Source organism: Pseudobdellovibrionaceae bacterium (assembly GCA_020635075.1).
Classification (GTDB): Bacteria; Bdellovibrionota; Bdellovibrionia; order Bdellovibrionales; family UBA1609; genus JADZEO01.
The window spans coordinates 793747-816287 of sequence record JACKAM010000001.1; the positions used below are offsets into that span (position 1 = coordinate 793747).

The 22541-nt window shown below is 50.9% G+C and carries 13 protein-coding genes; 11 read left to right on the forward strand and 2 right to left on the reverse strand.

Annotated elements, in window-relative coordinates:
• Positions 1 to 94 precede the first annotated feature (94 nt).
• Positions 95 to 778: a hypothetical protein gene (locus H6624_03420; GenBank protein ID MCB9083364.1), complete on the forward strand. Its 684-nt coding sequence runs from the start codon at positions 95 to 97 to the stop codon at positions 776 to 778.
• 46 nt (positions 779 to 824) lie between these two features.
• Here the strand turns inward: H6624_03420 and acs are convergent, their stop codons facing one another.
• Positions 825 to 2771, reverse strand: coding sequence for an acetate--CoA ligase (gene acs, locus H6624_03425; GenBank protein ID MCB9083365.1), 1947 nt, complete (start codon positions 2769 to 2771; stop codon positions 825 to 827).
• Positions 2772 to 2951: 180 nt separating this feature from the next.
• On the opposite strand from acs, the gene H6624_03430 reads away from it, so the two are divergent.
• The 8 genes from H6624_03430 to H6624_03465 all read left to right on the forward strand — a co-directional run bounded on the left by H6624_03430 (position 2952) and on the right by H6624_03465 (position 15535).
• Entirely contained in the window at positions 2952 to 3998 is a 1047-nt protein-coding gene (locus H6624_03430; GenBank protein MCB9083366.1) for a DUF2817 domain-containing protein, read from the forward strand.
• Entirely contained in the window at positions 3985 to 4758 is a 774-nt protein-coding gene (locus tag H6624_03435; GenBank protein ID MCB9083367.1) for an alpha/beta hydrolase, read from the forward strand. The genes H6624_03430 and H6624_03435 overlap by 14 nt, the downstream gene beginning before the upstream one ends.
• Before the next feature lie 193 nt (positions 4759 to 4951).
• A complete protein-coding gene (locus tag H6624_03440; protein ID MCB9083368.1) occupies positions 4952 to 6406 on the forward strand; it encodes a hypothetical protein in 1455 nt (484 codons plus the stop codon).
• The gene (locus tag H6624_03445; GenBank protein ID MCB9083369.1) at positions 6396 to 8936 is read left to right on the forward strand and encodes a hypothetical protein; all 2541 of its coding nucleotides are present in this window, start codon (positions 6396 to 6398) and stop codon (positions 8934 to 8936) included. Before H6624_03440 ends, H6624_03445 begins: the two co-directional genes overlap by 11 nt.
• Before the next feature lie 318 nt (positions 8937 to 9254).
• Positions 9255 to 10733, forward strand: a complete 1479-nt coding sequence (locus tag H6624_03450) for a hypothetical protein (GenBank protein MCB9083370.1) — start codon at positions 9255 to 9257, stop codon at positions 10731 to 10733.
• Positions 10723 to 13446, forward strand: a complete 2724-nt coding sequence (locus H6624_03455) for a hypothetical protein (protein MCB9083371.1) — start codon at positions 10723 to 10725, stop codon at positions 13444 to 13446. Before H6624_03450 ends, H6624_03455 begins: the two co-directional genes overlap by 11 nt.
• A 384-nt stretch (positions 13447 to 13830) precedes the next feature.
• Positions 13831 to 14412, forward strand: coding sequence for a polyisoprenoid-binding protein (locus H6624_03460; protein ID MCB9083372.1), 582 nt, complete (start codon positions 13831 to 13833; stop codon positions 14410 to 14412).
• Positions 14413 to 14707: 295 nt separating this feature from the next.
• Positions 14708 to 15535 (forward strand): hypothetical protein, encoded by an 828-nt coding sequence (locus tag H6624_03465; protein ID MCB9083373.1) that lies wholly within the window; start codon positions 14708 to 14710, stop codon positions 15533 to 15535.
• Here H6624_03465 and H6624_03470 read toward each other — a convergent pair.
• Positions 15529 to 16836, reverse strand: a complete 1308-nt coding sequence (locus tag H6624_03470) for a hypothetical protein (GenBank protein MCB9083374.1) — start codon at positions 16834 to 16836, stop codon at positions 15529 to 15531. The two genes, H6624_03465 and H6624_03470, sit on opposite strands and share 7 nt — an antisense overlap.
• 488 nt (positions 16837 to 17324) lie before the next feature.
• Between H6624_03470 and H6624_03475 the strand changes: the two genes are divergently transcribed.
• A complete protein-coding gene (locus tag H6624_03475) occupies positions 17325 to 18437 on the forward strand; it encodes a hypothetical protein (GenBank protein MCB9083375.1) in 1113 nt (370 codons plus the stop codon).
• Positions 18424 to 22515, forward strand: coding sequence for a hypothetical protein (locus tag H6624_03480; GenBank protein MCB9083376.1), 4092 nt, complete (start codon positions 18424 to 18426; stop codon positions 22513 to 22515). Before H6624_03475 ends, H6624_03480 begins: the two co-directional genes overlap by 14 nt.
• Positions 22516 to 22541 lie beyond the last annotated feature (26 nt).

Consider the following 22541-nt stretch of genomic DNA (forward strand, 5'->3'; position numbering starts at 1 on the left):
AGTAGAAGTCGAGGCTCAAACATATGAATCAATCGCACAAGCTAAGAAACCTCGAACCAAAAAGGCAAAAAGGAAAACCAAGCCAAAGGAGGTCGTGGAAGAGGAGTCTTTTGTTGAGACTCTGGAAGACCCAAATGCCTCGTCACCTGAAAAAAAGCCGCTTAGCCTTTATGTCGGGGCGGTGAGTGAATTCCCCATGGCTCTAGGGATTCAGGGTGGTCTGCAGCTTGGTTCACGCTTGATGTTTTACCTCCAAGGTGGAGTGGTGCCCGAGACGTTTGTCAGTGGTGCCAATTCAGTGGCCCAGGGGATGGGAGCCTACGGAAAGGAGACTGGTGATTTGGTGACGGATCTGCTGCCCGGGGCTACCTATCTGGAGCTCGGTGGTCGCATTTACGTGGGCTCCAAAAAGCGATGGTTTATGGAAATGGGGGCCGGATTCCTACGCGGCCAGAGCCAATCCACGGGCAAACAACTGCTTGAAGCCATTTTAGGTCGTAGCCTTCCCGGAGCTGGTGGGACCAACCAAATTCCTGTCGAAGGGGAAGTCACGGCGGTGAAACTGGGAATGGGTTACTCCTTGCCATGGAGGCAGAAGTTCCATTGGGATTTTGGTTTGGCGATTCTTCACCCCATCTCATCATCTACGAGCATGGATATCCCCTGGCTCAATGGTGGGGCTATCGAACAGGCTTTGGTGGCGGAGCTGGACAAGTTCATGAAGGACACCTATGGCCAGCTGTACCTACCGACCATCACCGTCACATTTCGCTATTAAAAGAACTGGCGCCGAGTTTTTGTGAATTCAGCGCCGAATAGATTGATCAATTCAATCCATTTCGGTCTTGAATAAGTGCTGTCACCACACTGGGGTCTGCAAGAGTAGAAGTGTCACCAATCTGGTCTTCTTGCTTGCAAGCCAACTTGCGCAAAATCCGCCGCATGATTTTGCCGCTGCGGGTTTTAGGTAGAGCAGGTGCAAACTGGATGACGTCCGGCTTGGCAATGGGGCCAATATCTTTGCGTACCCAATCAGTGAGTTCTTTGCGCAATTCCTCTGTGGGCTCCACCCCCGCCATCAAAGTCACAAAGGCATAAATACCCTGGCCTTTGATCTCATGGGGAAAGCCGACAACCGCTGATTCAGCCACTTTGTTGTGCGCCACCAGGGAGCTTTCCACCTCGGCTGTGCCCATGCGATGACCGGAAACATTAATCACATCGTCGACGCGACCAATGATCCAGTAGTAGCCATCCTTGTCCCGGTGGCAGCCGTCGCCCGCCATATAGAGGCCAGGGAACTGGCTGAAGTAAGTCTCTTCAAACCGCTGATGATTCTTATAGACAGTGCGCATTTGCCCCGGCCAGGAATCCTTGATGCACAGGTTGCCTTCGCAGGCCCCCATGAGTTCCTTGCCCGAGTCGTCGACAATCAAGGGTTGAACGCCGAAAAAGGGAATTGAGGCTGAGCCCGGTTTCAGATCGGTGACTCCAGGAAGGGGAGTGATCATGATGCCACCTGTTTCCGTTTGCCACCAGGTATCAACAATGGGCGAGCGACTGTCGCCGGCGACTTCAAAATACCACTTCCAAGCTTCTGGGTTAATTGGCTCGCCGACGGAACCTAGAAGTCGCAGGCTTTTACGCGAGGTCTTCTTTACGAATTCTTCCCCTTCGCGCATCAGGGTGCGGATCAAAGTGGGAGCCGTGTAAAGGATGTTCACTTTGTATTCATCAATGACTTCCCATATCCGCGAGGCCGTGGGCCAGGTGGGAACCCCTTCAAACAAAACCGAAGTGGCACAGTTGGCTAGGGGGCCATAGACGATATAGCTATGGCCGGTCACCCAGCCCACATCGGCCGCACACCAATACACATCTTCAGGCTTGTAATCAAAGACCACTTCATGGGTGAGAGCGGTGTAGACCATATAGCCGCCCGTGGTGTGCATGACACCCTTGGGTTTTCCGGTCGAGCCAGAAGTGTAAAGTATGTAAAGTGGATCTTCCGCGTCCATCACTTCCGGTTCGCATTGATCGCTCACCTGAGTGACGGCCTCGTGGTACCAAATGTCGCGACTGGCATCCCAGTCCACTTTGGCTTTGGTTCTTTGCACGACCAGCATTTTCCTGAGGCCAGGACACTTCTTTGCCGCCTCATCTGCGTTCACCTTGAGAGGTACGGTCTTGCCGCCGCGGTAGCCTTCGTCGGCGGTAATCAAAAACCCACTGTCACAATCCTGAATGCGGGTTGCTAGGGAGTCGGGTGAAAAGCCACCAAAGACCACCGAATGAATGGCGCCGATGCGGGCACAGGCCAGCATGGAATACACTGCCTCTGGGATCATGGGCATGTAGATTGTGACCCGGTCGCCCTTTTTGACTCCATTGGCTTTAAGCACATTGGCCAAACGGCAAACTTTTTCGTGAAGTTGTCTGTAGGTGATGGTGATGGTTTCTTCAGTGGTACTATCCGGCTCCCAGTAAAAGGCCACACGGTCGGCGTGCTTTTCCAAGTGGCGATCAATGCAGTTGTAGCTGGCATTGAGCTTTCCACCCTCATACCATTTGACGTGAACGGGCTTTATGAAGCTCGTGTCTTTCACCTTGTCCCATTTTTTTGTCCAGGTAATCCGCTCAGCCTGTTTGGCCCAGAATCCCTCGGGGTCCTGAATACTTTGCTGGTACAGGTCCTTGTATTTGGCCTGGTTGACGTGAGCGTTTTTCTCCCACTCGGGCTTCAGCGGAATTCGATCATCAGAATGGTGCATGAAATCCCCCTTTTTCTGGGTGCTTATGGCTAAAGCACGAGTTTGCCCAAGAGGTGGGTAGGGTCAACACTTCACGCGTCAGGCCGTCGAGGTCTGACCAAGTCTTTACTAAAAAACCTCCATATTGCGGCTGGCCAGACGGGGTGGTATGAATGGGGCTTCGAACCGGGGTGTGTGTTCATGGCTGGTATTTTTAGTCTGCGTAAGGGTCACCTTCCAGAAATGGAAGATTTAGAAAGCCTGATCAAGGAGTATCAGCATCTCCTACGTGTGGACCAAATTGACGAGGTGGAGCACAGGGGTAAAAGATTCCCACTTACGACCGTTGAATTGGGGTCGAAAGATCCAAAGGCTTCAGTCTTTGCTTTGTTCGGCGGGGTCCATGGCCTGGAACGAATCGGCACCCATGTGGTTTTGGTCTATTTGCGCCACCTGCTTCAGTCACTGCAGTGGGACAAAACCTTACAAAGACGTCTTGAGGAATCCCGTTTTGTCTTTATGCCCATAGTGAACCCAGTTGGGATGTTTCACTTTCGTCGCTCCAACGCCAATGGTGTGGATCTGATGCGCAATGCCCCAGTGGAGGGGGAGGGGAGTTCCTCCCAGTTTTTTAGTGGCCACCGCATTTCGCCCAAGCTTCCCTGTTACCGTGGGGAGGCTGGTACCATGGAAAAAGAGGCTCAAGTCCTCTGTCAGGTGGTTCGCGAAAAAGTATTTCCCTCACATTTAAGTTTTGTTCTTGATGTTCATTCCGGTTTTGGATCCCGGGACCGTTTTTGGTTTCCCTGGGCCAAGAATCTTGAGATGTTTCCTTTGATCTCTGAGGTGATGGCTTTTAGGGATTTGCTGGATCGCTCGTACCCTTACCATGTTTATGATATCGAACCCAGCGCCACTCACTACGTCATTCACGGTGACCTATGGGATTATTTGTTTGCCGAGCACCATGAATCCAACCGGATTCAGGAGTCGATTTTCCTGCCGTGGACCCTGGAGCTCGGGAGTTGGGCCTGGCTGCGCAAGAGTCCTCTACAGATCCTTCATCCCTTGCGCTTTCATCACCCTTTAAAACCCCACCGAGTGAAGCGCATTCTTCGCCGTCATATGCTTTTGTTTGATTTTATTCACCGCAGTTTGATTTCGCCGGATTCCTGGCTGCTCGAAGGCCAGTCCCGCCGACAGGAATATGAAACCCGGGCCAAGGAGCTTTGGTATGACAAAAGATAAACCAGCCTTGTGGGTCTTTCTTCGCGGCCTGGGACGGGAAAAGGGTCATTGGGGAAATTTTGTTGATGAGTTTCAAGCCAGTTTTCCCGGAGAGGAAGTTCTTTGTGTGGACCTTCCTGGAGCCGGCGACGCCCGAGACGTACCTCCTCCCACCAGTCTGGCTTCCATGACGGATTTTGTTCGCCATCAAGTGCACCAAGCCGCGGGCGGCGAGCGCCCAATTAATCTCTTGTCCATCTCCCTTGGGGGAATGGTGACTCTGGAATGGATGCGGCGACACCCCCATGAACTTCATTTTGTCGTGATCATGAACACTTCGGCCGCAGGCTTGAATCCATTTTATCGTCGATTGCGGCTTTCAGCCGCCCCGCGCTTTTTATCCAGTGCCTTTGTGCGCGACCCTCACTTGCGAGAACGAAAGATTGTGGATTTGATTTCCAACCGTCGAGAAGTTCACGATCAAACGGCAGAGCAATGGTACCGCCTGGGGCAGGAACGGCCGGTCAATCGCCGAAGTGTCGCCCGCCAACTGTTGGCAGCCAGCCGTTTCCGTCTGCCTCGACAAATGCCAAGTGTGCCGACCCTGTTGATGGTGGGGCAGGGAGATCGTCTCGTCCATCCGGACTGCACCGAGGCTCTCCATCGCCACTATGGCTGGGAGATCGCCCGGCATCCTTGGGCTGGGCATGATTTACCTTTAGATGACGCCCCTTGGATATTCAGTGAGATACGTAAGTGGCGGAATCAGAACGGGTTTTAAGAATCTAAAAAATTTTGCGAAGCTCCCTGTAAAGGCTTTAGTCGAAAGAAAATTCTTGCCCTTTTGCCTGTAAACAGTTTTCATGACACACCAATTCAAGCCGCAGGTCCTAGGTGGGTATTCTCCAGGATGGAATGGGCGTGGCGGCTTCGATCAGAGGTTCATTGGTGTTTGGGCATTCGGGAGGATCGCGATGAGGCTTGTGAGTCACATGGGCTTGTGGGGACTTTTGCTTGCGGTTGTGTTGGGTTGGTCATCGGCCAATGCCCAGGATCAAAGTGGTGAAGCGATCAAAGTGCGTTTGCCACGAGGTGAGGGATGGAGCCATCCCGAAGCCGAAGATCACCTTAATGTGGGCCTAAAGTTTGGTACCACCAGTTACTTTCGTGAAGACACAGCTTTCTTTCAAAAGCGTGGAACCAAATCGCAAATTTCTGATCTCGTCTTGGACATGGAATATGAATGGCACGGTGTCTTTGATGGTGCTATTGAATTCAAGAACCGTTTGGCTGTTGAAGAAGAGGCCAATTACTTCATGCCCAAAAATCTCTACGCTGGCTGGAAAGGCAAAGGCTGGGAATTTTGGATGGGCCGCAAGTGGTACAAATGGAATGAAGCCGATGAGCTTCTCCAGCGCGGTTTGTACCAGGGCCGATTCATGAACGACAAGCTCCGTAAAGACAGTCATGGGTTGACTGGATTTTTTCTGGAAAATCATTGGCGGCAAGGGTCGCTGCTGGTGTTTGCATCCCCCATGTTTGTGCCTGAATTTGGTCCGGATCACGAAATCATCAATGGCGACTTTTACTCCCCCAATCCCTACTTTAGGCCCCCCTCATCTAGTTTAGAGTTCCTCGGTGTGAACACCCCGATGAAGTACAAGGTGATCAATCCGGCTGAGAGTGATGTGGTTCTAAACGAGAGCTTTGCCGCGCGTTTGGAACAAAACTGGGGTTCCTGGTTTGTTCGTGGCAGCTATGCCTATAAGCCCATGAGTCAGCTTCTTTTGGGTGGCCAGTTTTTGTTTCAACACACTGAAGTTGGGTCACAGGACATTCGCGTCAACGTTTATCCACGCGTTCAGTACCATCACCTGTCATCGGTTGAGGGTGGGTACAGTGAATCGGGCGGTTTAACAACATGGATGAGCTTTACTTACGAGCGGCCCGAACAGGATGACATCCCCAAAGAGTGGACCTACCAGGACACGGGTCGGAGCGGAATTGTCACCACCTACATTGGTCACGATTTGTCAGCTGGTCCCAACGAGCGCACCCATGCTTATCTGTCCTACTCCCGTGTCAGTGGAGGGGACCAGCCGGACGCCGGTGAGTTTACCGCCCGGGAAACCCTCTTTGAACGCCGCTACCAGTTTTACGAGACGGTGGAGTTGGGACTTAAGAATGGATATTGGCTATTAAACCAGAACAAATTCTCATGGGGAGCACGGGCTCTATTTGATTTTGTCCAGCAGGGTGGTGCCTTTATGGCCGATGCTCGCTGGAGTTGGGGGCCGCAGTGGGAAATCTACGGTATGGTCGATCTTATCGGAGTTTTTGACGAAGATCAGGCCGAGTTTGCCGATGGATTTGTGGGTGAGTACCGATCCAACGATCGGGTGTCTTTGGGGGTGAGCTATGTATTCTAAAGTTGTGCGCAGCTTATTGATTCTTACTGTCATTCCTCCCCTACTTATTGCCTGTAGTGGTGAAGATAAGCCTTATCAGACGCCTCCAGTGGTGAAAATGAGCCAATCCCAGTGTTTGGATAATGCCGACCAGGTGGTGGGTGACTACATGGATGGTCGTCTCAGCACTGCGGATATCAACGGTTTTTGGGACTGTACGCAGAGGGCATTGGACATCTTTTTGCGTTTCACCCAAGGGCGACAGGTTGGGATTTACTCATCAGGTGAATTGCGCAACTTTCTGCAAAACTTCTTTATGGGCGATCTTCGCATTAATGATGTGCTTCTTGAAGAGTTGATGGAAGTCAAACGGGTGTTTCTCTCGGGAAGCCGCGAGTTTGTCACCCGCAACGAGCTGCAGCTCACGCAAAAAATCATTGAAGACTTTCGCCAGCTGACTCTTGACCTGAATCCCCACATTCAAGTGGTGCGGGGGGAATTTTACCGCCGGCAAAGGGGTTATACAGTCGACGAGCTCAATACTTCATTGGAGGCAGTCTCGGGAGTGCTCATCGGTTTTGGCAAGATTATTGAGGCCCGAGGTCAGGCCTATGAGTTTGTCCGCTTTGAAAGGCTATTGGGAGAAATTGGCAAATTGGTCAATGGCAGTGGTCATTCACGCTCTGCCCTACTTCGGGATATGATGTCCTGGTTGAGCCGAGTGAAGTTCCAGCTTGTGGGTGCGCCCGCGGATCGAATTGAGCCTCGCCAATGGGTGCGCACAGGTACGATTTTCGCTGAGAGTTTTGGTCTGTGGATGCGTTATATGCATTTCACCACGCACAAGGGCTGGACGGAGAATCCGCAGATGATGAATCAGGCCTTTGCTCATATGCAAAAGTCAGCCAAGAGGTTGGGTGAGATTTTTGGTCAAACGGACCAAAGCTTGGATTGGGAGACCGTTGATAATCTGGTTCAAGAGCTTGACCAGGTCATAAAGACTCATGGCAAAGATCGAAGTTTGAAGAACTACCTGACCTACCTTCCTCTTGTGAGTGAGCTGAAGTTCCATTTGGTTGGTGGTTCAAAGGAAAAGGTAGAGCCTCAGGATTGGCCGGCCTTTATGGTGACGGTGGGGCAATTGGGTGAAATGGCTATGCGCTATTCCCACTTGGTGGCTCCCAACGACTGGAGTCGGGGTTTAGGTCTTGAACAGATGGACGCAACGGTCTTGTTGGCCAGTCAGTTTTTGTATCAGGCCGTGGATCGCAAGCCAAATAAGACCATTACCTATGCCGACCTTAGTGACATCATCGCGGCAGTGGACGCGGCTAAGCTTTGGCCCCTGGGAATTCGCGGCAGTTCCATTGAGTCCTCACTCCCGGCCTTTTTGAGTCGTATCCTGCGTTCGCCCGATGATCGGATGTCAGGTGAGCAGGTGGAGGGAATTGATTTTAAGACCATTAGCTATATCAAGGAACAGTGGAGTGGTTGGAAAAGGGCCCAGGAATTTGTTAATGCCATCGCTCAAGGGGGCAGCCCTGATCCGGGAGAAGATTCTCATCTTATGGAAATCAACCAGGTGGTCACTCAATCCCCTTGGCCGATGGTCCATGATTCTTTAGGTCGGCTGTTGTTTGAGACACCGAAGGACATGCGGTGGACGCAGAAGAGTCTGACCCAGCTCAATTGGTCGCGCACACTTCTTCGACTTTTGGTGCTGGGCTATGCCGAAGAGGAGGAACGCATTCAAGGTGTGACGGGATTGACCCTTGATGAATTGGATTATTTGGCCTCAGACATTTCCGATATAGGAGTGGATTTAGGGATATTCAAAGAGGGTGATACTGGACTTGCGGAACGTATCCACATTGAGGCCGACCTCTTTATGCCTAGGGCCAATGGTAATGAACTGGTCGATTTGGCTGAAGGCATTGAGTACCTGACTTTTGTTCTTGGTGGGATTGAGGCCGGTGGACTCTTATTGAAAGACCTGCCCGAGGATTGCAAAGTGGCTGACGCAGCCGATGAAAGCGTGACTACAGCTTGCTTTCGCGAGGCCTTTTCCCAAGGGCGAGCGAAGTATCTTAATCATTTGCCTGTCTTTAATGCCTACGTGGACACTTTAAGTGGAGATCAGTGGAACAACATTCAGGAATACCTGGAGACAGCCACTCGCGGTGAGGATGGCTATTCGGACGATCCGATTAAGACCTCTGATGTTCGCGAGATATTCATTATGCTTCAGTACATTGAGACTTTCTTTGCTCGCTACAATCAGGACGACAAGCCTTGGTATATTGACGTTGAAGAAGCCTTGGTGGCCTTTCCCACCTTTGATCTGCCGCTTATGAATCTTTTGGGCTTTGCTGATCGTAGCGACAGGGAAGCCCTGTTTACCTACATGATGAAAAACGGTCGGCCACCAAATCAGGATATTGATGGCCTGAAGGAGCTTCAGGAATGGAAAGCCAAGAAATCTGAATGGTCTTTCCAGGCGGATCGGGTGCGATTGGTGCGGATATTGTCTGAACTTTCCAAGTCTCTATAGTCGCCCAAAAATGTCATTTTCTCTAGAGAGAGGGACGATTTTTAAGCTTTGGTTTTGGTAATGTTTACCGAGGGAGGTGCCCTTTGCGGCCGTCCCCACTGTCCGTCGGCCAAGTGTCATCTTGGTTACCTGTTTTATTCCATGTGAAACCATTGAGCGGGTAATCCTTACAGACTGTCCAAGTTCTTCACATCTTGTTGAAATGAGTACAGTTCTTGCTCCTTAGGTTGTGTGCTTTTGTGCACATTAGGTAGAACTGGGCTGTTCAGAGGAGGGAAGGGTTCTGGAGAGCTCAACTAAAAAGGAGCGAGGTGCCTTTTGGGGTTTAGGCGCATCGGGAGTTTAAACATACAGCAATTGGGGCGCGGCCTGTGTGTCGCCTTGGTCTGCTTTGCGCAGTTGGCTTTAGGAGAAAGTGATTTCTCACAGGTTGACTATAGCCTTTCAGGGCTTGGTGAAACAGACTTTCGCAAAGAGTCTTTTTCGCTCAGTCTGTTTGGTGACCGCTATTTGACCGATGGCCCGTCTCCTGATCATGTCAGCACCTATTCGACTCTTGGCCTCAATTACCAAATCATTGCAGATACAGATGGCAAGGAAGTTCTTTTCCACGCGTGGGGGCAGCAGGCCCTGGATGATTCAAGGGAAGTTCACATCACCGTGCCTGAAGCCTATGTGGGCTGGAGCACTAATCGGGAGGAATTTCATTTTGGTTTGGGACGAAGGCGGGTCAATTGGAGTTTTGCCGATCAGGAATGGAAATTAGGACTTTGGCAGCCCTTGTTTAAATGGGACTACCTGAGACCTCAGGAGCAAGGCCTGATTGGCGTGTTTCTGCGTTCTGAAATTAACGACTGGGAAGTGGTGGGATTTGCCTCGCCCTTGTTTCTACCTGATCAGGGGCCTCAGTTCACCCTGACTGATGGCAATTTTGAATCTGGCAACCGCTGGTTCCTGCCTCCGCAAAACCAAATTGAGGTTTTTAAGAACTCGTCGGCGATTTACTACCAGCTCGACAAGCCTCGGGTGGAAGACGTGATCTTTCAAAGTTCCTGGGCATTTCGCGTGCGTAAGGGAAGCCCTGAAAGCGGGTTTTGGCTTCAGTGGTCAACAACCAATAAACCCATGAATCAGTTGCAGTTGGGCCTTGAGGGTTATCATAGCCTGGCGCTGACACCCACTGTGGGTAACACCATGGCGGTCATTCATACAGAAGTGGTCCATCATCGGATTAATACTCTGGAAGCTGGGCAATCCTGGGATCGTGCACGGGTCTGGCTGTCGGCTTCAGAGGAGAGGCCGGCTGAATCTGAAATGCCCAAAGAGTGGGACCAATCGCCCTTGTTTTTGACCCGCGTCTATGGGGCCCATCTGGGCCACGCCTTACCCTTGCCGGGGCTACCCAATAGTCGGCTGTCCTGGAATTACATCAAGACCGATGAGCAAAGGATACAGCGGGCTGAGACTGAACCGGGCCTGGTGGGCGACGAAATGAAAAACTCCATGCAGAGGTTCCCTCTCCAGCAGGGGATGGGGTTTCGTTGGGATGCTCAGCTGTGGAACACGCTTCGTCGGCGGCTGGGATGGACGGCGCAGTACATTTACTCTTATCCCGATCAGGCCAGTTGGTTTTCAGCGACCGTCAAATGGGGATTCTCACCGAGGTTGAGTTGGCATGTTGGGGTGGATGTGTTGGGGGTTGATCCAGGTCCTGATGGCAAGATTGATGAGCTCAGTGCTTATAGTCGCTATCATCAGAATGACCGAATCGTAGGGGGAATGACTTATGTGTTTTAAATCAGGCAGAGCACTTGTGGCTCTTCTGGCAGCACTGGGTCTCGGGGCGCTGTTGGGTTGTGGACTGAACCTGGGTGATGAAAAACAGGGTACGGGTTCTGTAAAGCTGGATGGCAGTGGCTTTCACTGCATGACCCACATTCGCGAGAACTTGGAAGCATACTTTGGAGCCGAGCTTTCGGCCAAACAGACCGGCGATTTTTACGACTGTTTGAAAACCTCTTTTGAGCAGTTCCAAAAGTACACTCGCGGCGCCGATCGCGAGTCCTATACCCCCGAGGAACTGCAAAGGTTTATTGAGACCAATTTTTTAAAGCCAAGAACCATTGGTGCTGGGCTGATGACTGAAGCGATGAATCTTAAGGTGGCCTTGCTGGGTGGGGACACAAAAAAGATCACCCGCGATGAGTTTAAAAAACTCAATGGGGTTCTTGACACCTTAAAAAGTGCCTCAGTGCAAATGCAGCCCTATATGAGAGTGATCAACCCTGATGTGGGGATGAAGGTCTTCACTGATTACAAGGAAAGGTTGGTACACGCACGTGAGGCCGGCGAAGCGGCTATGCGCGTGGCCCAGTTTGTAGGCCGTGACTTGGGCGAAAAGGCACAGAATTATCCTTTGCAGCATGCCCAAGGTTTTTTGGTGGAGCTGACCCGCTTTCTTTATGGAGATGAGTCCGATTCCGTTTTGCGTTCAAGAAAATGGGCAGATATGTTTGGTGAGTTCAAGCATTTGGCATCAGGTGGTGAGCGGGCAACCATCGAGCCTCAGGACTGGGGTTCCTTTCTGCAGTCGGGCTTTGGTTGGTATGTCGTTTACCTCCGCTACAACTACCAATCCACTGGTGGCAGCCTGCTCTATGGATCAGGCCTGGAGGACTTTGTCGACAACATTGGCCGAGGTCTTCATTTGGCCCAGCTTTCTTTGAATCGGCAGGATCAAAAGGTCCTCACCTATGATGACCTGGAACAATTGGTCTATCGCATGAAAGCCTTGGACCTGATGCCGGGAAAATTCAGTGCATTTGGTGTGACGCAAACTCTGCGACCTCTGTTCGATCGTATTCTCGGTGATGTGGAAACCAAACCAAAGAAACGTAAGAGTAAGGGTTTGACCCAATACGCCTTGGCTCAGGGCGCGGTTGAGTTTTACCGTTGGTCGGAGATTCAATTTTTTCTTGATCGCAAATTCACTCCGGCCTTGAGGCCCCAAACGGTGGATCTTTCCAATCAGGTGTTTGGTTTTCCTCTGGTGGGAGCACAAAAGGGTAGTGGCCATCAACTGGACTTTAAGGTTCAATCACAGCAGCAGGTGACGGGCACCATGGTTCTTAAGGAGCTCGACCGAATTCGCACGAGTGTGAGGCCGTTTTTTAGGCAGGGTGCCAACAAGGCCCTCCTGGCTCCTCGCGAGGAGTTGGTTGAACACGATGTCTACCACGGCTTCTACAATCTGTCGGTAATGAACATTGTGCGCGGTTTGGTTCGACTTTTGGTTCGTGGATATGCCGAGGATCTGCCCCGGGCTCTTGATATGGTGGGCTTAACCGATGATGAAATGGATTTTTTCTTTAAAGACATGAAGGATCTGGGAAGAGACCTTCACTTTATGGACCCAAGAAATATTCCCGTTCTTGGTCATCGGTCCTTTATGGAAGGCAATGTCTTTACGTTTATTGGCAACGGCATTCAAAAGCCGGACGCGAGCGATCCCCAACGCCATTTGTTGGTGTTTGAAGAAGGACTTGAGTTGGTGAGTTTGGTCTATTCCGGTGGAAACCTCAACGACGATCTCTATATTTTGGGTCTGGAGACCTGTCCTACGGGTTCGATAGATGTCTTTGGTCGCCCGAAGGTGGATCGCGGCTGCTTTAGAGAGAAAGCTGTGGCTGAGTTGAGCGGCTATATGGCCCATTTACCCAAGATGAAGGCCTTTTGGGACGGCTTGAGCCTTGAAGGCAAAGCCGAAGCCTTTGGAATTTTGGAAAACATCGCCGTTCGCCCGATCCAGGATGAAGTCGAATACCGGGAAACGGAAAAACTGCTAGATGGCACCACGCCGGTTAAGCACTGCGAGGCACCCTACTTTATGGGCTTCCGTAAAGAAGCCAAGCGCAAGTATATGGAGTGTCTGGAAAATAATCGTAAACGCATCCCTCTGTTGGTAAAGATGATGGAAGAGTTGCGCGAAAAGGGAATGAGCCCTGTCGATTGTGATTGGGTGACAGATAAGGAAGTCTCTAAGAACTATTGCCCTTGGGTGGAGTCAGGTGAAATTGGCACCATGGCGGTGATTCTCCACTATGTGGAAACCATCATGACCCGATTCGACACAGATGGGAATGGCCTGTTGGAAACGGCCGAGGCCTGGGAAGCCTACCCAGTATTTAGAGGACTTATTGGCAAGCTAGCGAAAAACGCCGGTCACGACTTGGACGATAGTGGCATGCAGGATGTTTATGGTTATATCCTCAGCAACGGTGGGAAGGTGCCAGGCGGCTCTTTGGGTGTTGCTTGGTCAAAGACTCTGAGTGGGTTTAGCTGGTCCATGGCCTTGAACCGCATGGATATGATTCGTATTTTTGGCACCATTACGGGGGGAGGGGCACGTTTGCCGAGTGCGCCTAGAGAGAAATCTGACTGGGATCAGGCCGAGGCCATGCGGCAGCAGGAGCTGGCTAAGGACAACGGCATGGATGACTTGATGTTTTAGATTTAGCTCCCTTGGTTGGTGATCTCCTCCGTGGAGTTTGCCAAAGAGCATCCTGCCCCTGCGATCAATAAGCTTAAAGCCTCAGACATACCTTTGGCAGCAGCACTCTTCCTCGGAGCGCAGCACCGGGCCGAACTCGGTTTTAACCATATTGATTCTCCGGGGCCCGTCTGTCTTTTCAGCAATTTGTGCCGGCTTCGATCAAGGGTGTTACCCTCATTTGGGGAGCTACCTTGAGCCCGAGAACTGGTTGCGGAGTAGACGCTGAGAGTAACAGTTCATTACGCTAGATATCTTCGTCTACTAGAGCGGCGCGAAAAGGCTCCTTAAATTGTTCTTAATGTGTCTATGATTGAAGGTCTCACCAGCGATGAGGAGGTCGATATGTTGAGGATTGGTCTGAGCGTTATCACCCTTTTGATTTCTCTGAGTGCCCTGGCTGTCCCGGGCGAAACAGCGCAAAGGTTTAAATTAGATCCCGGACATACCCAGGTGTTGTTCAAAATCAATCATTTGGGTTTTAGCTACACCTATGGGATGTTTTCTGACATCAAGGGTGAGTTCTCCATTGACGACAAAGACGTGGGCAAGAGCCAGGTCGCGGTTGAGATTGCCACTGCCAGCATTAACACTTTGAATAAAGATCGCGACGATCATTTGCGCAAAGCGGACTTTTTTGACGCCAAGAAATTCAAGTCCATCACTTTTAAGAGCACCAAGGTGGGTAAATCAGGAGAAAACCAATATGAAGTAACAGGAGACCTGTCCCTTCATGGGGTTACCAAGCCCATCACTTTTGTGTTTAACCGCCTGAAGACTGGCAAAGACCCTTGGGGTAAAATGCGCACCGGAGGGATGGCCACTTTTACCCTCAAGCGCACTGACTTCGGCATGAACTACATGGCCAAGCCGGGCGGATTGGGTGATGAAGTGGAAGTGACGCTGGCGCTTGAAGGTGTCATGTAGGGATTAGCAGTTATTGATCTCAGCGGTCCTCTTTTGACATTGAGAGCCCGAACCCCTTCGATCAATAAGCTTAAAACCCCAGACATACGTTTGGCAGCAGCGCTCTCTCTCAGAGCGCAGCACCAAGCCGAACTCGGTTTTAACCATATTGATCTTCGGAGTTCGGTCGCTCAAAAGGTGAAAGGAGTTTGGGACTTCAATCTGGATTTCTGCCGTGAGGTGTTGGATCAGAGTGTTTCCCAAGTTTCAGTGGAAGGTGTTGTTTGGTGGAGGTAAGAATTGAGGGGATGGGTTTTTGATTGTTGAGGTATTGTGGGGGAGTGTTTTGCTTCCCCTTTTAGTTTCAGTGGTGATGTTTGCGGGAGGCTTCTTCTCCGGACGGGAAGCCTTAAAGGCCTTGGCGGTGGGAGTGTTGCCGGCGGCGGCTTTTGTGTCTGCATGGGGTGCACTCTCTGGGTTTCCAAGCTGGCAGGCGATGACAGGAAATGATTGGCTGCTCGTGGCCACGCCAGTGCTGGCCCTGTTGTGGCCAATGGGCTTCAGGTATGCGCGGCTCGGCTGGGTGTGGCAACTGATCGCCGGACTCTTTATTGCTGTCCTGTTGGCCCCATTGGAAGTGTCTGGCCGTATGCTGCTCATCTTGTTGATGTGTTATGGAGTGTGGGTTTCTTTCTTGGAAAGACACAAGGGAGCCAGACAGAGGGGGGAAAGGCCTCTTGAGCTTCTCTTATCTCTAATCGCCGGCCTGTCTCTTTTGGCTTGGCTGATGTTGGTCTGGGGGAGCGCCTCCCAGGCGCAGATTGTGGGAGGGTTTTGTACGGCTCTCGGCTTTCTATCCCTATTGGTTGTCTTGAGTCTGGCGGATCTCAAAGGGGATCTCCTCGGATGGGTGGGCCCCTGGTTTGGGTGGCTGGCTCTTTTTGCCTATTACTATCTAGAGATTCCCTGGTGGGTTTTGCTGCTTAATGGGATGGTGTTTGTCAGTGGCTATTATGGCTCTTCAGCCGGTTACATGAAGCCCTGGAGCTGGAAAGCTCTCGGGCTCAGGATTGTTCTTTTGGCGATACTTGTGGGAGGGCTGGGGTTTTTGGCTCTTCAAGTGAAGCCAAAATCCTTTTACTGAGTAGCCGTCTGTTTGGCTACGATGTCGTGGCCGATCCACCAGACCGGTGCTGTGGGATGGGCCGCTTCTGCCAACATCAATTCCCCACAAGCGCGAAAAACCACCTCACTGAGTTCAGCCGTTAAAAGAACTTTGCTGTCCTGGTGCATTTCAATCAGGCCGGTGCTGGTCTCCCGCATGAGCGCCATTTGTTCAGGGCCATTGTGTTGGGGCCAAATGTCGTACTTGCTCCACTTGTTGGCAATTATGTCTGATGAAAAGTATTTGTCCGTATAACGGAGAACCTCGTCGAGGCTCTGCCCTTCTTTAAGGACGTCCTGGCATTTTTGTAGGATGGCTTTGATTCTCGGGTGTTGGGACCCTTCTTTTTTGAGGGCGCCCATCAGGGGGTACAGGGAGACTTCCACACCGAGAAAGATGCTTGAAGAATTGGTGAGAATCTCCGGGGCGTTAAAGACCGATACCTTGATCCCCTTATCCCAGTACTCTTGGGCCACATCTTCAAGTAAAACCTTGGCAAAGCCCTGAAGGTAGGGGGAGTAGGACTGCCATTTGTATTCGCCTTCAATCAGAATGTCGGTGCCATGGTAGCCATAGGCTGTGTAGGAGACTCGCCCGCCTTTGTTTTCCACCTTTCCCCTAAGTGGTGTGCTGAGATCAATCAAATGTCTTAATGTGTTGGCCGTCACTTCTTCGAAACTCAGGGCACAAAAACGACCCATGTCGGAGTTCCAAAACTCTTCACTGGACGCAAAGCGATCTCCTGATCCCTTAAAAACGCGATTCATGGCCGGCATGACGATCTTGGCTCTTGGCACTCCACCAGCCATAGTGTGAGCAAAGACCACATTGGCCCCGTCAGGAATGTGGGACTCAAGTTCTTTCATGTAAGTCTGAACCCGACTGCGAAAGCTTTCGATGCCAGCTAGGCGGCTTTCTTCGATCTGCTGAAAATTCATCGGCACCTTATCCCACTCACTCAGCTTTTTCCCCGCGAGCTGATCCACTGGGCGAACTCCGGATTTGGCAGGCTCCATATCAAATCCGGCTTCAAGCGGGACATTGATGAGTGGCTGGTCTTTTTCTTTGAGTTCGTCAGCAGTGAGGGGTCGCAATTGACTATTTTCATCCCGGCGGCCAACGGTGGAATAAATGACCTTCATCCCTCGCTTTTGTGCCTCTTCGACAATCCCATTGGCATAACCACGCGTAAAGAGTTCACCGAAGACTACGAGAACATCTCCTTTTTTGTAATCAGGCGGATTAGGAAGTTCTCTCATCGGGTTAAACTTGGTGGCCATGTACGGACTCCTTTTGTCGGGTTGCGATCCCTGGGCATGAAAATAATGGACTAGCCTATATAGGAGTTGAGGGTGGGGTCAAACCCGGCCCTGTCTATGGGATCTAATGTCAGGAAATCCTTCGCCTTTCATCAATAGTTGGTGGCCGCGCCGAGGCTTGATGGTCCCACTTCGGGTATCCAAAGATTTCATGGGATTCCTTTCAAACCAACAATTTGCGTCCTTTTGTCAGCTATTTAGCCACCCGGCAGCGCCCTGTAATCGTGTAATAATACCTGTCTTATCAATACCTTACGTCATGTTAAGAAGGTGTATAGAGCTTGCACTAGAATGGCCCGTGTGCTCCCCGTTTGGGGGCAACCGATTGAGAGAGGAGCAGGGCTATAAAACGGCATTATTGGGAACGGGTTTTTACCGTCCTCACGGCAGACGTGACGGAGACGGCTAGGGACCGGTCTTTTCATAGATGCCTGTGGAGAAGCCTTTTTGTGGTAACGTTGGTGGCTGCCCTTGGAGGGACCGCCCGGTCCGAAGAGACGCTATCCCGGGTTCAAATGGAGGAGTCTTCCTCCCTGAAGCGCTTAAGTGGCGATTGGGCCATTGGCGTGGGGGGAGAGTCATTCTCTGAAGGTCAGGACGAAGGCACCATGGTGGGCTTTGTCTTTCGACCGCGCATGACCTACAAACTCACTGACAAATTTGATCTGTACGCTGATGCCAAACTGCAATTGGTGACCAGCCAGGTCCAGTCTCGATTTAATGATTCTCGCCAGTCGGGGATCCTTCCCTACGAAGTGGCGGCTCGATTTCGGCCGGTGAAGGTATTGGAGATCAAGGCAGGAGCTTTGAGTCAGGGGCATTTGAATGCACCTCTGCTGATCTCTGACCGAGCCTTCCCGGGAGTGTCGGAAGGCTTGCGCTTTGGCGGGAAAAAGAATTATGTGGAGTTTGTCGCTGCACAGACTATTCCCACCTCAACTTCGTTTGAAACTATGAGAGTGGAAAAGGAAAAGACTCCTACCTTTCTGACTGAAACCGTGAAGGCTGGCTTTGAGTTTAGGCAAGCCGTTGAGCTTAAGGGCTTCGCGAGTCATTACAGTTTTAAGGATCTTCCTTCGGTTGTGGCCTATGAAAGTTCTCGATGGGGAAATCAAACGCTGGGAGACCTCCCGGGGAACAGCTTTTTTCAATTTGAATTCGACGGCTGGGTCGGTGGCGGCGAGGCCTGTCTGTGCTACTTCAAGCCTTTTAAGCTGCGCGCAGGTGGATACCTGCTGGAGAATAGTAAAGCGGACCCCACTTTTAATCGTGGTCAGGAGTTTTTTGTTCGTGCCGACATGGGAATTCTCGGAACGGTGGTGAGTCCTTATTATCTCCAGTTCTTTAATGAGTCTGATACCAGCCCTGCCCGCTACAACAGTGGAGCCCGGGGACATAACAACCGCAAAGGTGATGGGTTTGGCTTGGAGATCTTCTTTAGGCCCTACAACTTTAGGATCGTTGCCGAATACATGAGTAGTGACGTGATCAATGCAACTCCCAATCAGGAGAAGTTGGATTCGGTCCTCTTTAAGGTGGAGACGCTCTATGTGGATTTTTAAGCGTCTTCCTCTTTTAGCATTGTTCATGTTGTTCCTGGGATTGAGCTCCTGTTGGAAGGCCAGCCCTCACGATCCAGCCAAACTCAAGGCTATGAATGAGAGTCCCGAGGAGCAAAACACCAACTTCCTGGTCGTGTCGGTTGGCGGAAGTGCTCTTCCCACCAGAGAGGTCACTAAGGATTGGAAGATCCCCATGGCTCGCTACTACGATCTTTACGCCTGTTTGATTGATCGTGGCTCACGCAATAAGATATTGGGAATTCAATTTAAGGTGAAAGTTGACGAGACAGAAGTGCAACCATGGACAGATGAGAACGGCTGCCTTCATTGGCAGGAGCGAATCCCTGTCCCCAACTTCTATGCGGACGAGAACTACCTGGAGCTGGAGCGTACAATCGAGGGCCTGGGCATCTATAAGGGTCCGCGCAAAATAAAAATCGCCGTCAACCCCTGGGCGGGATTCCGTCGAACGGGAAATCCTGAAATTGTTTGGGTGAAAACTGGCGGAGAAATTCCAAAAGAGATCAAAGTCATCGGCAAAGAAGAGGTCAGGCAAGCCTTAGCTGGCCGCAATGGCCAACAGCAGCCGGCAGGTTCGCAAGAAGGGTCAAAAAGGGCGGATGCCGCGAAACAACTGTGGATGACTAATGTATCTTCCTATGTGAAGCAGATTGAGGAGTTGGATAAAGGAGTGGCGCTTGAGATCCACCTGGCCATGAAGCCAGTGGTCAAGCTTCGCAGTTTACAAGGGGATCCCAGCCCCTATCCCATTAAAGCAGGAAAGTTTCGGGTCTACGCTCAGATCGTGGCTACCAATTTGGGCCGCGATAGGGATCAGAGCTTGATCCTCACGCCGGACATTCCGCCCTCGGTGGGAGAGGTGGATGAGGCAGATGGCAATTTGCGTGTTTTTTTGAATGCCCAAATCACCAGGCGGGTGGCAAGGGGAAATTTACAGCTGGCATTGCGAGTTGTTCCCATAAATGCCCCTGAAGAAATTGAGGCATTCGAGGGTCTCTATGAAATTGGGGATTACACACAATTGCAGGGTAAGCAGGGCCTTTGGGTTAGCCCCAAAACCTATGCCGAAGGCGAAAGGTTTGACTTTGATGCCTATCTTAAGGATACGGCCAACTATGAAAAGCTCATGGAAGCCCATCAGGCCTTTAAGCTTGAGCCCTTTGAGTTTTCCACAATGCAAATTAAATTTGAGACAATCAAACCAGGCGAGACGGCCACCACGCGAACAGTGGAGTACTCTGTGGTCGCCTGTGTGCGCAACATTGTGAGTGGAAACCGAGTGCGCGATGAGATGTTTTATGTCGAAAAGATCCCGGACAGTCGCTATGTGGCTCTGGATCAATCCTTCTATCCAGAAGGGGATGATTCGAAAAAACCTTGGTGTGCCGGTGGAAAAAAACCAGACGAATCCAAGTCGTGTAGGGAGATACCAAAAACCAATCATGAGGGCTGTTTGACCTGGATAGGTCATGTGACTCACAAATATTATAAGCCTGAAGAACTCCTGTTCCCAACTGTTCGTATTAAACACGTCTCCAGTGGGTTCACCAAAGAGCTCACCTTGGCTATTAATCCTTGGGATTTGTTCGCCACCTTTGGACGCGACAGAAGGGTTTTGACGGACGAGTATGTGGATTCATTGCGTGAAGTCGGGACCGTCCAGGGGAGTAGCAAAGGGCGCGAGAAGATTCCGTCACTGTTTTTCATTAATCAGTTTAGTTACCACACACTTCGCTTCCGCTATGAAATCGACGAATTCATGAACCTCAATGTGAAGAAGATGCTGTTGTGGCGGGTGGACCCGAGTGTTTTGAGGTACTCAAGTATTGTGAATGGACGACGTGCGACGGAGCATTTGCGGGATGGGATCTATCTGCTTAAGGCTGCCGTACAAAAGGACTATTTGGATCCAGCGGCACGAGGAGTTTCCATCGGTCGAGATCCCTATTCAGGTGAAACGAGACTGCAACTCAGTGAGGAAGTCAAAAAGAAGCAGTACATCACCGCGGTGAAGAAGCTGGTTCGAGTGCAGGACGGGAAGATCATCACTCCGGTGGAAATTGCCATGCGGGATCTGCGGCTGATGCGCATTCGTTCGAATATGCTCGTCCAACTGGAGACCATTGACGAGAAGGAGCTGACTAAGGTTTCCATCCTCCATGAAGAGTTGAGGAAGCTGGGGAAAGAACGTCAGCTGAAGGCTGAAAATGGCGGGTCTGAGGCTGAATATCGAAATTTTATGGCCGCTAAAATGCGTCCTGTTTACAATTATGTTCGCGAGCTGTCTGAACTGGAAATGAACAAGCCGGGACGGCTGTCCACACCGGACGACTTTGCCAAGTTTTATGATGAAATGGACGAGTTGAAGGACCTGCCCGCAGACTTTTTTAGTAAAGTAAAAGACAAGACCTTGCAGGCCTACAAGAAGAATGACCTGACCTATATGCCAACGGCTCCTATTGTCGACCTGGATAGTTTGCGAGATTTGGATTCGGGTCTAGAGCCTCGTGTGTTTTCTGGTCCTGTTACTTTGCTTTTGAACTCCAACAGTTCCTACATGCGGCCGACAGACAACTTGGATGAGATCTACTGCCCATCCAGTGATGACTGTGACCGCATTAAAAAGGAATTGGCGGACCTTCATGGTGGCAAAAAAGAGGACACCGAGTATCGGGACTCCCCTTTCTTTGGTTCCATCAAGCACCTCTATCGCAAGGCCGTGGATCGGGTGATCGAGGATATGATGAAGCTTGAGGAGAACTACCGTGCGCGCAATTCCGTGGCCTCACTGCTCTATACTTTTGTTCGTGACTACAATCTCACCTATATCTCCCTGAAGGATAAGCCCTTAATCAAGTTTGATACGGATAAATGCAAAACGGTAGACGATAACATTCCAGAGAAGGGCAACTGCCTTTCGCGGACCACCGAAGGGATGATGCCGATTGATCAGTTTATTAACGAGATCAACGTTAGGCGATTTGCCAACAAACCGATTGAGGCAGAGGAACTTTTGGGTGTCATTGACGGTGAGGCTCTTGATGTGAGGTTGACATCAAGGCTGTGTAACTGGATTGCAGCTCGCGCAGAACAGGTATGGAAGGAAAGCAAAGGTCCAAGGATTAATGCGGCCGGCGGGATACACCTTCGCCAGGACCTCTTTTGGCAATGCATTAGTAATCAACTCAGCTGGGAGAGACGGCCCGACAAGCACACACCCACTTTCATTGTTGAGCGAAAATACAAGATCTACCAAACGGGCGATTACCGCTTTAAGGGTGGTAAGTCCATGAACCTGAACGTGGGCGCAAGTTTTAGTTTGAATCACTCGGAGTCTTTTTCCTTCGGAAAGTCCTATAACCTTCTTGGACCACTCAACGGAATTCCCTATGTAGGAGCCATCTTGAGTCCGGCGGCCCTGCGATTATCCAGTGATGAATCCAAGAGCAGATCGGATGGGACCTCTATCAGTGAACAGGCCTTCCTGGTCATGCAGCAGGCGACGATGGATCTGGAGCTCCTTAGATATGAAAAGTGCGCCATTGTTAGAATGCATCCTGACCGATTTAATGAAATCCCGATGTTTTACTTTGGCTCGCGAGGAGACTCTGAAGGTGATCGCAAAGTATTAAGTGAGATCACCCGTGGCCTTATGTTCTGTAAGGGTGAAGAGGAAACCAAGCCCATTGCCGTGAGGGAACGCTATTACTACTTTACTCAGCACTTCACTGAAGGTGACCAGTTAGACTCCAGTGATCTCTATAACCACCCATGGCTGTTGGGTCTGCGTGGAGTTCGCGATTTCCACACTTTTGTAGCCCTGCTTAAGGCAGTGCCTTATAATTGGAAACTGGATGCTGTGGTTGAGGAGGAAGGCTGGGCTCTGCAGCACATGATGAATACCTATCGGGAAATTCACCCGACATTTCCTGGCCTGTATTCCATCCTAAGTACCGAAGAGGATAAGCTAGAGTACCCCTTTGAGGACCGACCTCATAACTCCTTTGCCAATGGCTGGAAGAAAAAGCCGGTTGGCGAGGGAGAGGGGAGAGATTAAATATTGTTATTCCTGGACTCTCTGAA